Here is a 13184-nt window from a genome sequence, read left to right as displayed (position 1 = left end):
GCGAATCCATCTGCTGAATGTCGATCATCACGGCAATAAACTTCAAAAATGTCCGTTGGCTGGCTATGGTGAAGGCTGTCTTTGGATCTCCAACAAGAGCACAACATGAGCCAGACATCCTTCGAAATCCGCCAGGCCGCCGTGATCGGCGCCGGCACCATGGGCCGCGGCATTGTCATGTGCCTGGCCAACGCCGGCGTGTCAGTGCAATGGGTCGATAACAATCCGCAGATGCTCGAGCAGGCGCTGAAGGCGGTGGCCGATACCTATGCGCATAACGTGCGTCAGGGACGGATCGATCAGGCCGAGGCCGATGCGCGAGTCGCCCGGGTCAGCGCGGCGGCGGACTATGTGGCGATTCGCAATGTCGATCTGGTGATTGAAGCGGTGTACGAGAATCTCGAGCTCAAGCAGAAGATCTTCCGTGAGCTCGATGGCTTGCTGAAGCCGGAGGCGCTGCTGGCGAGCAATACCTCGGCGCTGGACATCGATGCAATTGCCGCCGCGACACGACGCCCGGCTCAAGTGCTGGGCCTGCATTTCTTCAGCCCGGCGCACATCATGAAATTGCTGGAAATCGTCCGTGGCGCGCGAACCTCGCCAGCCGTGCTGGAAGCGGCACTTGAGCTGGGCAAACGCATGGGCAAGGTCAGTGTGGTGTCGGGTAACTGCCACGGATTCATCGGCAACCGCATGCTTCATCCTTACGTGCTCGAGGCGCGCAAGATGCTGCTCGAAGGCGCCTGGCCACAGCAGATCGACGCGACGTTGCAGGGCTTCGGTTTTGCCATGGGGCCGTTTCGCATGTACGACGTGGTCGGCATCGATCTTGAGTGGCGTGCTCGTGAGCTGGCCGGCAAGGGTCAGGATGCACCAGAGGTTCAGGTGGATAACCGCTTGTGCGAGCTGGGGCGGTTCGGACAGAAGTCCGGTAACGGCTACTACCACTATGAGCCCGGCAGTCGTCAGGCCGAGCATGACCCCGAGGTGGATGCGCTGGTGTTGAGCGTCAGCGAAGGTCTGGGGTTTCATCGCCGTGACATCGGGACCGAGGAGATCCTTGAGCGTTGCCTTCTGGCGTTGGTCAACGAGGGCGCGAAAATTCTGCAGGAGGGGATTGCCGAGTCGGCCCATGACATCGATCAGGTCTACCTGAATGGCTACGGCTTTCCGGCAGAGAGGGGCGGGCCGATGGCCTGGGCGGATGATCAGGGGCTGGCAGACATTCACAAGCGGTTGCTGGCGCTGGAGACCCGGCAGGGTGAGCAATGGCGCCCGGCGCAATTGATTGGCGAGCTGGCAGCGCGAGGAAAGGGTTTTTACCTTTAGACTGGGCCGATCACTCAAGGAATCGACACTGATGTCCAACCCGATGCCGCAACGCGCCGATTACCCGCATTTCCAGCCGATCACCACGCGCTGGCATGACAACGATGCCTACGGTCACGTCAACAACGTCACCTACTACAGCTTTTTCGACACGGCCGTGAACACCTACCTGATTCAGGTCGGTGGCCTGGATATCCATGATGGCGAGGTGGTGGGGTTTGTGGTGAGTTCGTCTTGCGATTACTTCGCCTCGATTGCTTTCCCGGACTTGATCGAAGTCGGCTTGCGGGTCGGCAAACTGGGCAACAGTTCAGTGCAATACGAGCTGGCCGTGTTCAAGTCTGGCGAGCATGAAGCCTGCGCGGCGGGGCGTTTCGTGCATGTGTTCGTTGATCGTGCATCGAACCAGCCGGTGGCGATTCCTGCGGGTTTGCGCGGAGCGCTGGAACGGCTGGCGGTTTGACAGGCAAAAAAAATCGCAGCTCGGGGGAGCTGCGATCTGGCTGTACCGGCGATGAGGTCAAGCCTCAGTCGCGGTAGTAGCGGTGATGCTTGCGATGGCCGTAGGCGTGACCACGACCGCGGTGGTCGTCGCGGTAGTAGCGACCACGGTCACGGCCGCGATCGTAATTGCGGTCTTCGCGATTGCTCTCGTTGCCCATGTAGTTACCCAGCGCGCCACCGGCGCCGCCACCTGCTGCGGCGCCGATCAGGCTGCCGGTGGTGCCGCCCATGCTGCGGCCGACCACGTTACCGCCGGCTGCGCCCAGCGCACCGCCAATGGCGGCTTCGCCACGGCTGTGCTTGTTGGCGCCAACCGCGCTACCACCCGCGCCGCCCAGGGCCGCGCCAATGGTTGAACCTGTGCTGCCGCCCAAAGACTGACCGACGACCGAGCCAAGAACCCCGCCCAATGCGCCGCCCACACCTGCTTCGGTGGTGCCTCCGGCAGAAGCGAAGCCACTGACCAGGCCAAGGGACAACAAGAGAATCTGGGAGAACTTCATAGAGGAGCCTCAAAGGGATGACGGCGCGATCCTGAGGCTGTGTAACAAGGCTGACAATCGAAATCCGACGAATAACACGACTTGTATACAATTATGCAAGTTACTGATTTTTGGGTGGAACTTAACCGATTTTGGCCGGTCTTTAGCTACTTCACAAAGGCCGCTTTTATGCAAAAGCGGCCTTTTTTGTGGGCGCAGAAAAGTTTTGTATCAGGCCGACTTGGCCATGATCAACCCCGTCTCACTCGCCGCTTCCAACCGGATCGCGATGAACTTCGACGTCGGCGTATGGCTGCCATCCCCGGTGCTTTCCAGCGGCACCAGCGGATTCACCTCTGGATAGTAGGCAGCTGCCTGACCCGCCGGAATATCGAACGCCAGCAGCGTGAAGCCTTTTACCCGACGCTCGCGGCCATCGTCCCACAGCGACACGATGTCTGCCTTCTGCCCCGGTTTGAAGCCCAGGCGAATGATGTCCGCCTCGTTGGCGAACAGCACGTCACGCTGTCCCTTCACGCCGCGATAACGGTCGTCGAGGCCATAAATCGTTGTGTTGTACTGATCGTGAGAACGCATCGATTGCAGGATCAGGTCCGGCAGTTTGCCCGTGGCGCGGGTGCGCTCGTGAATCAGGTCTTTTGGCAGCATGTTCGGTTTGAAGTTGGCCCGGCCCGACGTGGTGTTCCACTTGCGCGCGCCGGCGCTGTTGCCGAGGTAGAAGCCGCCAGGGTTCTTGACCTTCTCGTTGAAGTCCTTGAAGCCCGGAATGGTGTCGGCGATCAGTTCGCGGATGCGCCGGTAGTCGGCCACCAGCCAGTTCCAGTCCACCGGTTTGCTGCCCAGTGTGGCGGCGGCGATGCCGGCAATGATCGACGGCTCCGAGCGCATCTGGTTCGACAGCGGCTGCAACTGACCGTTGGAGGCGTGCACCATGCTGAACGAGTCTTCCACAGTGACGGCTTGCGGGCCTTCGGTCTGGATGTCGATGTCGGTACGGCCCAGGCACGGCAGGATCAATGCGTCCTTGCCGTGGGCCAGGTGGCTGCGGTTGAGCTTGGTGCTGATCTGCACGGTCAGGTCGCAGTTGCGCAGGGCCTGGAAGGTGCGCGGGCTGTCCGGTGTGGCCTGGGCGAAGTTGCCGCCCAGACCGATGAACACCTTGGCGCGACCTTCGGCCATCGCGTGAATCGCTTCGACCACGTTGTGCCCGTTGTGGCGCGGCACCTTGAACTGGAAGCGACGCTCCAGGGAATCGAGGAACGCCACCGGCGGACGCTCGTTGATGCCCATGGTGCGGTCGCCCTGCACGTTGCTGTGGCCGCGCACCGGGCACAGACCGGCACCGGGCTTGCCGATGTTGCCGCGCAGCAGCATCAGGTTGGCGATTTCCTGGATGGTCGGCACCGAATGGCGATGCTGGGTGATGCCCATCGCCCAGCACATGATCACGTTCTTGCCTTTGGCGTACATGCGCGCCGCTTGCTCGATTTCCACCAGGGTCAGGCCGGACTGCGCGACGATCTGCTCCCACGGCGTGTCATCGACGACACCGAGGTATTCCAGCACGTTGACGCTGTGTTCATTGAGGAAGTCGTGATCGAACACCGCCGGCGCACCGGCCTTCTGCGCATCCCGCTCCCATTGCAACAGGAATTTGGCCATGCCGCGCAGCACCGCCATGTCGCCGCCCAGTGCCGGGCGGAAATAGGCGGTGTTGGTCGGTTTGTCGCCGTTGGTGAGCATTTCGATCGGGTGCTGCGGGTGCTGGAAGCGTTCCAGGCCGCGCTCTTTCAGCGGGTTGATGCAGACCACCTGAGCGCCGCGCTTCACCGCTTCACGCAGCGGTTCGAGCATGCGTGGGTGGTTGGTGCCCGGGTTCTGACCCCAGACGAAAATCGCATCGGCGTGTTCGAAGTCGTCGAAGGTCACGGTGCCTTTGCCGACGCCGACGCTTTGTGCGAGCGCCACACCGCTGGCCTCGTGACACATGTTCGAGCAGTCGGGGAAGTTGTTGGTGCCGAAAGCGCGGACGAACAGTTGATACAGATACGCCGCTTCGTTGCTGGCGCGCCCCGAGGTGTAGAACTCGGCCTGGTCCGGGCTCGACAACGCTTGCAGGTGTTTGCCGATCAGCGCGTAGGCATCGTCCCAGCTGATCGGTTTGTAGCGATCGGTTTCGGCGTCATACACCACCGGCTCGGTCAGACGCCCTTGATACTCGAGCCAATAGTCGCTCTGTTCCAGCAACGCGGTGACGCTGTGCTTGGCGAAGAACTTTGCATCCACGCGACGCTTGGTCGCTTCCCAGTTCACTGCTTTGGCGCCGTTCTCGCAGAACTTGACCATGCCGCTCTCCGGCGAATCGCCCCAGGCGCAGCCCGGGCAGTCGAAGCCGCCGTTCTGGTTGGTCTTGAGCATCATGCGCAGGTTTTTCAGCGCGTTGTCGCTGGTCAACCAGGCCTGGGCCACGCTGATCAGTGCGCCCCAGCCGCCGGCGGCACCCTTGTAGGGCTTGTAGCGCGGGACGGGTTTCTGGTCGGCTTGATGGTGTTGGCTCACGGGTGTTTCTCCATTTCTGGGCTATACACCCGCGGCGCGTTTTTCTGCGGCAGGTGGATGAGATTGAGGTTGTGGCGGCGGGACCACTGCACGGCGAGGCCGGTGGGTGCGGACAGACTGACGAGGGTCTGGATCCCGGCGCGCAGGACTTTCTGGATCAATTCGAGGCTGCAACGGCTGGTGACAATCGCCAGGCCGCCGGTTGTGGATATCTTTTGCCGGATCAGGCCACCGATCAGTTTGTCGAGGGCGTTGTGCCGGCCGATGTCTTCACGGCCCAGCAGCAATTCACCGCTGGCGTTCATGAACACCGCCGCGTGTACCGCGCCGCAATGCTGGCCGAGCGGCTGGAACGCGCCGATGCGCTGGCGCAGACCGTCGAGCCATTCCACCGGCGGCAAAGGCGCGCCGGGCAAGACCTTGAGGTCGGGCAACGCCTGTTCCACCGCTTCCACACCGCATAACCCGCAGCCGCTGGTGCCGGCCAGTTGCCGACGCTGCTGCTTGAGGTTCCAGAACGCGCGATTGGCGATGGTTACCTGGGCGTATTGCGCCGAGCCTGATCCGGTCAGTTGCAGGTCATAGATGTCGTTGGCGTCTTCGATGATGCCGCTGCCGAGGCTGAAACCGACGATGAAGTCTTCGAGGTCGGTCGGTGTCACCAGCATCACGGCCTGGCTGATGCCGTTGTAGGCAATCGCCAAGGCGACTTCCTCGGCCAGCGCGGTGCTGGCCGACTCCGCCAGGGGCAGGTCGCTGTAGCTGTAGGTCTGACTGGCGGCGGGCGCGGGCGTTTCGAGTGCAGGCGCCGCGCAGGCCGGGCGCTTGGCGTTCATGGCATCACCGACGGATTGATCAACGTTAAGACTAGGCGCGGCAACTTGTCGCGTCTAATCGCTAGTGTCGATCTATCGATAGATGCCGTCGATCAAGCGGCGGCTGGCGATTTCTGATACAGCGCGAAACAGGCCTCGGCAAGTGCCGAGCGCGGGGCGCCGCGGCGCATGATCAGGCCCAGTCGGGCGAGGGTCTGGGCATTTTCGATCGGTTGCAGGCGCAGGTGATCGGTGAGGCTTTCGAGGCCGCCGTCCAGCGGCATGATTGCGCAGCAGAATCCGCCGTGCACAGCTTGTAACAATTGATGCACGGCGTCGGTCTGCAACAGTGGCTGCGGTGTCAGGCCGCGACTATGGAAGTTGTGGTCGATGGACTGGCGAAAGTGCATGCCGCTGGTGAGCATGCCCAGTGGCAGTTCGATCAGCGCCTGCCAGCTCAGCGGTGCTTCGCCGAAACTGAAGGAACGCTGATCGTAAAGCAGGCCCATGCGGGTTTCGTCGAAGGCCAGGGATTCGAAACGTTCGTTGTCGAGACGATCCAGATAGGACACGCCGATGTCGATCCGGTTGTCCGCCAGTTGTTCGAGGATCTGCTCGGAGCTCAGTGCCGACAGTTCGAAACGCAGTTCCGGGTGTGCAGCGTGCAGGCGTTGCATCAGCGGCAGCGGATCGAAACTCGACAGCGGCACGACCCCCAGGCGCAGGGTACCGATCAGGTTGCCGCGACAGGCTGCCGCTTCCGCCTGCAAGCCGTCATAGGCCGCCAGCACTGTGCGCGCCCAGGCCAGCACCCGTTCGCCCGGCGCAGTGAAGCCTTCAAAGCGCTGACCACGATTTACCAGCGGCAGATCGAGTTCTTCTTCGAGGCTGCGCAGGCGCATCGACAAGGTCGGCTGGGTAATGTGGCAGCGGGCGGCGGCCTGGCCGAAATGGCGGGTTTCGTCGAGGGCGATGAGGAATTTCAGCTGCTTGATGTCCATCTTCGCTCCGGGGCGCTGGCAAGGGTGGGCGATTCTACCGCTTGCACGGGGGCAGGGTCATTGGTCGGGCCGGAACCGGTTGGGTTCGGGGTGGTCTAGGCTTGGGCGTCTGGAACTTAAATCAAGGAGTGTGCGCTATGAGTCTTTTGAGCTTTGTAAAAGAGGCGGGTGAGAAGTTGATCGACCTGCTGACCCCCGGCAACGCCAATGCCAGCGAGCAGTTGAAGGAACACATCAGCAAAGTCGGGTTGGGTAACCCGAATGTCCAGGCCACCGTGGACGGCGACAAGGTGACGGTCACCGGCGAGGTGGCGAGCCAGGAAGAGAAAGAGAAGATTCTGCTGGCTGTCGGCAACATCGAAGGCGTGGGCAGTGTCGATGACCAGATCACTGTGACCGGGCCGGTGGTGGCCGCCGCACGTTTTGTGGTGGTGAAAAAGGGCGACACCCTCAGCGCGATTTCCCTGGCGGTGTACGGCAATGCCAACCAGTACAACAAGATCTTCGAAGCCAACAAACCAATGCTCAAGGATGTGAACAAAATCTATCCGGGGCAGACGCTGCGTATTCCTGATTGACAACAAACCTGCAGGAGCTGCTTCGGCAGCTCCTGCAACGTTCAGAGTCCGCTGATCAAATCCCGATAATCCTCGACCGCCGCAAATTCCGCCGTGTCCTTCGGCCCTTTGCGACTGTCCGGTTCCTTCACCGCCAACAGATGCGCTACCCCGAAATCCCGCGCACTGCGCAGGATCGGCAAGGTGTCGTCGATGAACAGGCTGCGCGCCGGGTCGAATCCGATATCGGCCTGCAAGGCGTCCCAGAACTGCGGGTTCTCCTTGGGGAATCCGTAATCGTGAGAGCTGATCAGCCGCTCGAAGTAGGGCGCCAGTTCAACCCGTTCCAGTTTCAGTGACAGTGAATCGCGGTGCGCGTTAGTGATCATCACCACGCGTTTACCGGCCCGTTTGATCGCGGCCAGAAAGGTGTCGGCATCGGGGCGCAGGGCGATCAGGTGGGCGGTTTCCAGTTTCAGTTCACGCACCGACAGCTTCAGTTCCGCGCTCCAGAAATCCAGGCAATACCACTGCAATTGACCGGCATGGCGCTCGAACAATGGCTGCAATTCCATTTCCGCCATGGCCCGGCTCACGCCATGCAGTTCGGCGTAGCGCTGCGGCAGGTGTTCCAGCCAGAAGTGGTTGTCGAAGTGCAGATCCAGCAACGTGCCGTCCATGTCCAGCAGAACGGTATCGATGTCGGACCACGGTAATGAAGGCATGGCAACGTCTCGAACGGTAGAAAGATATCCGACACAAACAATCGGAAAAGCCGCGTTATAGTAGCGCGTTCACGCCAAGGAGCTTTGCATGCGCCAGAAACCAACCGTACTCGCCCGGGAAATCGTCGCCACCAGCCGTCTGTTCTGCGTCGAAGAGCTGAAGCTGCGCTTTTCCAACGGCGTCGAGCGCACCTACGAGCGGCTGGTGGGCAAGGGCGCCGGTTATGGCGCGGTGATGATCGTGGCGATGCTCGATGCCGAGCATGCGGTGCTGGTCGAGGAATACTGCGGCGGCACCGACGAGTACGAACTGTCCCTGCCCAAAGGCTTGATCGAGCCGGGCGAGGATGTGCTGGCGGCGGCCGAGCGTGAGCTCAAGGAAGAGGCCGGCTTTGGCGCGCGGCAACTGGAGCATCTGACCGAGTTGTCGTTGTCCCCCGGTTACATGAGCCAGAAAATCCAGGTGGTGCTTGCCAGCGATCTGTACGAAGAACGACTGGAAGGCGATGAACCGGAGCCGATGCGGGTGGACAAGGTCAACCTGCGGGATCTCTCTTCATTGGCGCAAAATCCGCAATTTTCCGAAGGTCGTGCCCTGGCGGCGTTGTACTTGGCCCGCGATCTGCTGACCCAGCGCGGCGTTTTCCAGTCATGAGTGAGATGTCGATGAGTTTTCCCCATCCGATGATGGCGCCGGTGGTTGAGTTGGCGCTGCGGGCCGGTGAGGCGATTCTGCCGTTCTGGCGCGCCGATGTGGCGGTCACCGCCAAGTCCGATGATTCGCCGGTGACCGCTGCGGACCTCGCCGCGCACCATGTGATTGTCGCCGGCCTGACGGCGCTGGATCCGAGCATCCCGGTGTTGTCCGAAGAGGACGCCAACATCCCGCAAGGCGTGCGTGCCGGCTGGCAGCGCTGGTGGCTGGTGGATCCGCTGGATGGCACCAAGGAATTCATCAGCGGCAGCGAAGAGTTCACTGTCAACATCGCCCTGATCGAAAATGGCCGCGTGGTGTTCGGGGTGGTTTCGATGCCAACCAATGGGCGCTACTACGTCGGCGGTGCCGGGCTCGGTGCCTGGCGGGGCGATACGGGCGGCACGCCGGTGGCGATTCAGGTGCGTGACGTGCCTGGCCCTGGCGAAGCGTTCACCGTGGTCGCCAGCCGCCGTCATTCCAGCCCGCAGCAGGAGCGCTTGCTGGCCGGCTTGAGTGCAAGCCTCGGCGAGTTGCAACTAGCTAACATCGGCAGTTCGCTGAAGTTCTGTCTGTTGGCCGAAGGCGCGGCGGATTGTTATCCGCGACTGGCGCCGACATCCCAGTGGGACACGGCGGCAGCGCAAGGCGTGCTGGAAGGCGCGGGTGGCGAGGTACTGGGGTTGAACGGTGAAGCCTTCTGCTACCCGGCGCGGGAATCACTGCTGAACGAGTTCTTCCTGGCGCTGCCGGCAAAAGCTGCATGGCGTGCGAAGCTGCTGGAGCTGGCCCGCTCCTGAGCACATTTCCGCACCTCAGCGGTGCAGCACGTACTGCCCGCTGAAGGTCACCGCCTCCTCATCACTGCCCGCATTGACGATCCGCGTCTGCAGGGTCAGTCGAGCCCGCCCGTAACGCTGATACATCGCCAGGAATTTCTTCCACACGGTTGCACTCGGCGCCGGGCAGATCGCGATGGCATCGCCGGTCACCGGCAGCGGATAACTGATCTGTCCTTCCTGAATGACGATGTGTCCGTCGTCGATGCCTTCTTCCTTCAAACGCAGATGCAGCCAGCCCCAGCCGGCCAGCACCGCGCCGCAATACAGACTGCCGCCGAACATGGTGCTCTTGTGATTGACGTTGGCCTCCAGCGGCAAGTGCAGGCGCAGTTGCTGTTCCTGCCAGTCGAGCACTTTGAGGCCCATGTCCCGGGTCAGCGGAATGTCGTGATGGAGGACGGATTCCAGATAATGGCTATCGTGCTTCATTCGGATTCGTCTCCATGGTTGCTGCTGTCGGCGAAGTTCAGCCCGTGCTTGCGCAGTTTGTCGTGCAGGGTCTTGCGCGGAATGCCCAGGGCTTCGGCGAGGCTGCGCACCGAGCTGTGCGAGCGGGCCAGCTCGGCGGCGATCAAGGACTTCTCGAAATGTTCCACCTGTTCACTGAGGCCACCGCTGGTGACTTCGATGGTCGCGCCGCTGCCGTCGGGCTGAGAGTTGTCCAGCGCCAGTTCGAGGCCGAGGGCGAAACGCTCCGCCGCGTTCTGCAATTCCCGCACATTGCCCGGCCAGGAGTGACGCAGCAGCAACGCCCGTTGTGCCGGTTGCAGTTCATGAGGTGGCAGACCGTGGCGGGCGCTGGCTTCGTCGGCATAGTGCTGGAACAACACCAGCGCGTCTTCGCCTCGTTCACGCAGTGGCGGAATGCGCAGCGGCGCCACGTTGAGGCGGTAATACAAGTCCGCCCGGAACCGACCCTGATCGGCGGCCTGACGCAGGTCTTCCTTGGTCGCGGCGATGACGCGGATGTCCAGCGGGATCAACTGATTGCCACCGAGGCGTTCGACGACTCGTTCCTGCAGCATGCGCAGCAGTTTTACCTGCACGTCCATGCTCATGCTTTCGATTTCATCGAGGAACAACGTGCCGCCATTGGCGAATTCGAACTTGCCGATCCGGCGCTTCTGCGCGCCGGTGAAGGCGCCGGGCTCATGACCGAACAACTCGCTCTCCACTACCGACTCGGCCAGTGCCCCGGCGTTGATTGCCACGAACGGGCCGTTACGCCGGCTCGACAGGTCGTGCAGCGCACGGGCGACGACTTCCTTGCCGGCACCGGTTTCGCCGAGGATCAGGACGTCAGCCTTGGTCGCGGCCAGTGCGCCGATCTGCTCGCGCAGGCGTGCCATCGGGGCCGAGTGGCCGACCAGTCGGGCGCTCAGTTCGTTGCGGTCGCTCAGGGCCATGCGCAGGCTGCGGTTGTCCAGCACGAGACGGCGCAGGGCCAGTGCGCGGCGCACGCTGTCGAGCAGGGCGTCACTGGCGAAGGGTTTTTCCAGAAAATCGTAGGCGCCGGCGCGCATGGCTTGCACGGCCAGCGGCACGTCGCCATGACCGGTGATCAGCAGTACGGGCAACTCAGGGTCCTGGGCGTGCAGTTCGCTCAATAACTCAAGTCCGTCCATGCCGGGCATGCGGATGTCGCTGACCACCACGCCCGGCCAGTCACGCTCCAGTTGGGTGGCCAGGCCCTTGGCTTCGGACAGCGGAAGGATTTTCAGGCCGGCCAGATCCAGCGTCTGGCCCAGGGCCTGACGCAGGTGCGGATCGTCGTCGATCAGCACCACCTGAATGCGGTTGTCGATGGTCATGCACTTCGATCCTCGGACGGTTGCAGGCTGACCCCGGGCGCGCCGGCGCGCAGCCGCAGGGTGATCAAGGCGCCACCTTGCTTGTGGTTGGCGAACGACAGTTCACCACCAAAGGCGCGCATCAGGGTTTCGCAAATGGCCAACCCCAGACCAAGCCCCTGGGTGCGGGTCTTGGTGGTGTAAAACGGTTCGCTGGCGCGGCCCAGGGCTTCCATGCAGAAACCCGGACCGTTGTCGCGAATGTACAGATTGACGCCCTCGCCGGTGGATTCGGCACTCAGCCACAATTTGCGCGGCGGGCCTTTCTCGGTCAGGGCGTCGAGGGCGTTGGCCAACAGATTGCCGAGGACCTGGCGAAGACGGGTTTCCCCGGCCTCGACCCACAAGGTTGCGGCGGGCAGGTCGCGGATCAGCTCGACATCCATGCTCCGGCGACGTTTGGCCAGCAGCGCCAACGCATCGTCCAGCGCCGGTTGCAGGGCCACGCTTTCCGGGGCGTGGCGATCGCGGCGGGCGAAGGCGCGCAGGTGGGCGATGATCGATGCCATGCGCCCGGTCAGTTCGCTGATCAACTTGAGGTTGCCGCGAGCATCTTCAGTGCGCTGATGATCAAGCAACACTTCGGCGTTTTCCGCGTAACTGCGGATCGCTGCCAGCGGTTGATTGAGTTCGTGGCTGATGCTCGCCGACATGGTGCCCAGCGCCGACAGCTTGCCGGCCTGCACCAGATCGTCCTGGGCGCGTACCAGTTCCTGCTGGGCCTGTTCGCGTTCCAGCACTTCCTGTTTCAGACGCCGGTTGAGCCCTTCCAGATCGCTGGTGCGTTCGGCGACCCGGCCTTCGAGTTCCCGTCGCGCCTTGGCTTCGAATGCGATTCGCTCCAGGTAATGGCGACGGCGCTGCATCATCAGACCGAGCAACAGCATGACCACCAGCAACGTGGCGCCGCCGACGGCCACCACGGTGCGCACCGGACGGTCGATCAGCGTGCGCGGCGCAAGAATGCTGACGCTCCAGCCGGTTTCTTCGATGTCCCGGGTCTGGGTCAGCCAGGCGGTCGGGCTGAGGTTCAATGGACGCGGCTCGCGGGTCGGGTATGGCTGGATCGCGGTGATGGCCGAGCGTTCGTCGCCACTCAATGGGCGGGTCGAGCGGAAGCGCCATTCCGGACGCGACGTCAGGATGACCACGCCGTTGTGATCGGTCACCAACAGTTGCTCCGGGGTTTTGCCCCACAGACTTTCGGTGTGATCGAGGTCGACCTTGATCACCAGCACGCCGATGATTTTTTCGCCATTGCGCACGGCCGCGGCGAAAAAGTAGCCGCGCTTGGCAGAGGTGGTGCCAAGGCCGAAGAAGCGACCCAGGCGCCCGGCCATGGCTTCACTGAAATAAGGCCGGAACGAGAAATTGCGCCCGACGAAACTGTCGTGTTTATCCCAGTTCGACGCTGCCAGCGTACGGCCGGAGGTGTCCATCAGGTACATGACTTCGGCGCCGGTCTGGGCAGCAATGTTTTTCAGCAGGCGGTTGGCGTTGCCCTGGGTGACGCCGTCGTCTGGCGCACCGATGATCGCCCGCAGGGCCGGCAGATCCCCGAGGATCTGTGGCAGCACTTCGTAGCGATGCAGTGTGCCCAGCAGGTTGGCGACGTAGAGGTCGAGGGTCTGGCGGTTCTGCCCGATCAGTTCGCTGCGGTAGTAGCGCTCGGCCAGATGTTCCAGCGGCCACAGCAGCGGGGCCAGGCACAGGGCCAGCAGGGCGAGGCTGCGCCAGCGGGGGCGGCGGGGAAGGGTCGGAGTCATGAGCATCGGGCGCCTGTGGATACAGGCGCATTATGCCTA

Annotated in this window: 13 protein-coding genes; 5 read left to right on the top strand and 8 right to left on the bottom strand. The window is 62.5% G+C overall.

Features of this window, described 5'->3' with window-relative positions:
* The first annotated feature begins 105 nt into the window (after positions 1–105).
* The gene (locus tag M5B44_RS07095; protein ID WP_248738656.1) at positions 106–1329 is read left to right on the top strand and encodes a 3-hydroxyacyl-CoA dehydrogenase; all 1224 of its coding nucleotides are present in this window, start codon (positions 106–108) and stop codon (positions 1327–1329) included.
* A gap of 31 nt (positions 1330–1360) precedes the next feature.
* Positions 1361–1792, top strand: coding sequence for an acyl-CoA thioesterase (locus M5B44_RS07090; protein WP_248738655.1), 432 nt, complete (start codon positions 1361–1363; stop codon positions 1790–1792).
* Between the two features lie 64 nt (positions 1793–1856).
* On the opposite strand, the gene M5B44_RS07085 is transcribed toward M5B44_RS07090, so the two are convergent.
* From M5B44_RS07085 to M5B44_RS07070, 4 genes are all read right to left on the bottom strand, one after another.
* Entirely contained in the window at positions 1857–2336 is a 480-nt protein-coding gene (locus M5B44_RS07085) for a glycine zipper domain-containing protein (RefSeq protein ID WP_248738654.1), read from the bottom strand.
* A gap of 210 nt (positions 2337–2546) precedes the next feature.
* Positions 2547–4895 (bottom strand): FdhF/YdeP family oxidoreductase, encoded by a 2349-nt coding sequence (locus M5B44_RS07080; protein WP_114881025.1) that lies wholly within the window; start codon positions 4893–4895, stop codon positions 2547–2549.
* Positions 4892–5731 carry a formate dehydrogenase accessory sulfurtransferase FdhD gene (fdhD, locus tag M5B44_RS07075; protein WP_248738653.1) on the bottom strand — a complete coding sequence of 280 codons (840 nt, stop codon included), beginning with the start codon at positions 5729–5731 and terminating at the stop codon, positions 4892–4894. The genes M5B44_RS07080 and fdhD overlap by 4 nt, the downstream gene beginning before the upstream one ends.
* A 92-nt stretch (positions 5732–5823) precedes the next feature.
* Positions 5824–6711, bottom strand: a complete 888-nt coding sequence (locus M5B44_RS07070) for a LysR family transcriptional regulator (RefSeq protein WP_085712727.1) — start codon at positions 6709–6711, stop codon at positions 5824–5826.
* A 137-nt stretch (positions 6712–6848) separates the two neighbouring features.
* Between M5B44_RS07070 and lysM the strand changes: the two genes are divergently transcribed.
* Positions 6849–7289 carry a peptidoglycan-binding protein LysM gene (gene lysM, locus M5B44_RS07065; protein ID WP_065257779.1) on the top strand — a complete coding sequence of 147 codons (441 nt, stop codon included), beginning with the start codon at positions 6849–6851 and terminating at the stop codon, positions 7287–7289.
* Between the two features lie 41 nt (positions 7290–7330).
* Here the strand turns inward: lysM and yrfG are convergent, their stop codons facing one another.
* On the bottom strand, positions 7331–7993 hold the full coding sequence (gene yrfG, locus M5B44_RS07060; RefSeq protein ID WP_085712728.1) for a GMP/IMP nucleotidase: 663 nt from the start codon (positions 7991–7993) through the stop codon (positions 7331–7333).
* Between the two features lie 88 nt (positions 7994–8081).
* Between yrfG and nudE the strand changes: the two genes are divergently transcribed.
* Both nudE and cysQ read left to right on the top strand, forming a co-directional pair.
* Entirely contained in the window at positions 8082–8648 is a 567-nt protein-coding gene (nudE, locus tag M5B44_RS07055; protein ID WP_085712729.1) for an ADP compounds hydrolase NudE, read from the top strand.
* Between the two features lie 5 nt (positions 8649–8653).
* Positions 8654–9487 (top strand): 3'(2'),5'-bisphosphate nucleotidase CysQ, encoded by an 834-nt coding sequence (gene cysQ / locus M5B44_RS07050; RefSeq protein WP_248738746.1) that lies wholly within the window; start codon positions 8654–8656, stop codon positions 9485–9487.
* A 15-nt stretch (positions 9488–9502) separates the two neighbouring features.
* On the opposite strand, the gene M5B44_RS07045 is transcribed toward cysQ, so the two are convergent.
* From M5B44_RS07045 to M5B44_RS07035, 3 genes are read right to left on the bottom strand one after another with little or no spacing between them, the layout of a single operon-like run.
* Positions 9503–9958 carry a YiiD C-terminal domain-containing protein gene (locus M5B44_RS07045; protein ID WP_248738652.1) on the bottom strand — a complete coding sequence of 152 codons (456 nt, stop codon included), beginning with the start codon at positions 9956–9958 and terminating at the stop codon, positions 9503–9505.
* On the bottom strand, positions 9955–11340 hold the full coding sequence (locus M5B44_RS07040; RefSeq protein ID WP_248738651.1) for a sigma-54-dependent transcriptional regulator: 1386 nt from the start codon (positions 11338–11340) through the stop codon (positions 9955–9957). The genes M5B44_RS07045 and M5B44_RS07040 overlap by 4 nt, the downstream gene beginning before the upstream one ends.
* Positions 11337–13145 (bottom strand): sensor histidine kinase, encoded by a 1809-nt coding sequence (locus tag M5B44_RS07035; RefSeq protein WP_248738650.1) that lies wholly within the window; start codon positions 13143–13145, stop codon positions 11337–11339. The genes M5B44_RS07040 and M5B44_RS07035 overlap by 4 nt, the downstream gene beginning before the upstream one ends.
* Between the last annotated feature and the right edge of the window lie 39 nt (positions 13146–13184).

Origin of the sequence: Pseudomonas sp. MWU12-2029 (assembly GCF_023242425.1) — a bacterium.
GTDB lineage: Bacteria > Pseudomonadota > Gammaproteobacteria > Pseudomonadales > Pseudomonadaceae > Aquipseudomonas > Aquipseudomonas kribbensis.
This window is presented reverse-complemented; position numbering and strand designations above follow the sequence as displayed.

Bases quoted from the DNA above. Each gene is read 5' to 3' on its own strand.
- M5B44_RS07090 (WP_248738655.1), top strand. From the start codon at position 1,361: ATGTCCAACCCGATGCCGCAACGCGCCGATTACCCGCATTTCCAGCCG.
- fdhD (WP_248738653.1), bottom strand. From the start codon at position 5,731: ATGAACGCCAAGCGCCCGGCCTGCGCGGCGCCTGCACTCGAAACGCCC.
- M5B44_RS07040 (WP_248738651.1), bottom strand. From the start codon at position 11,340: ATGACCATCGACAACCGCATTCAGGTGGTGCTGATCGACGACGATCCG.
- M5B44_RS07095 (WP_248738656.1), top strand. From the start codon at position 106: ATGAGCCAGACATCCTTCGAAATCCGCCAGGCCGCCGTGATCGGCGCC.
- nudE (WP_085712729.1), top strand. From the start codon at position 8,082: ATGCGCCAGAAACCAACCGTACTCGCCCGGGAAATCGTCGCCACCAGC.
- yrfG (WP_085712728.1), bottom strand. From the start codon at position 7,993: ATGCCTTCATTACCGTGGTCCGACATCGATACCGTTCTGCTGGACATG.
- M5B44_RS07045 (WP_248738652.1), bottom strand. From the start codon at position 9,958: ATGAAGCACGATAGCCATTATCTGGAATCCGTCCTCCATCACGACATT.
- M5B44_RS07035 (WP_248738650.1), bottom strand. From the start codon at position 13,145: ATGACTCCGACCCTTCCCCGCCGCCCCCGCTGGCGCAGCCTCGCCCTG.
- cysQ (WP_248738746.1), top strand. From the start codon at position 8,654: ATGTCGATGAGTTTTCCCCATCCGATGATGGCGCCGGTGGTTGAGTTG.
- M5B44_RS07085 (WP_248738654.1), bottom strand. From the start codon at position 2,336: ATGAAGTTCTCCCAGATTCTCTTGTTGTCCCTTGGCCTGGTCAGTGGC.
- lysM (WP_065257779.1), top strand. From the start codon at position 6,849: ATGAGTCTTTTGAGCTTTGTAAAAGAGGCGGGTGAGAAGTTGATCGAC.
- M5B44_RS07070 (WP_085712727.1), bottom strand. From the start codon at position 6,711: ATGGACATCAAGCAGCTGAAATTCCTCATCGCCCTCGACGAAACCCGC.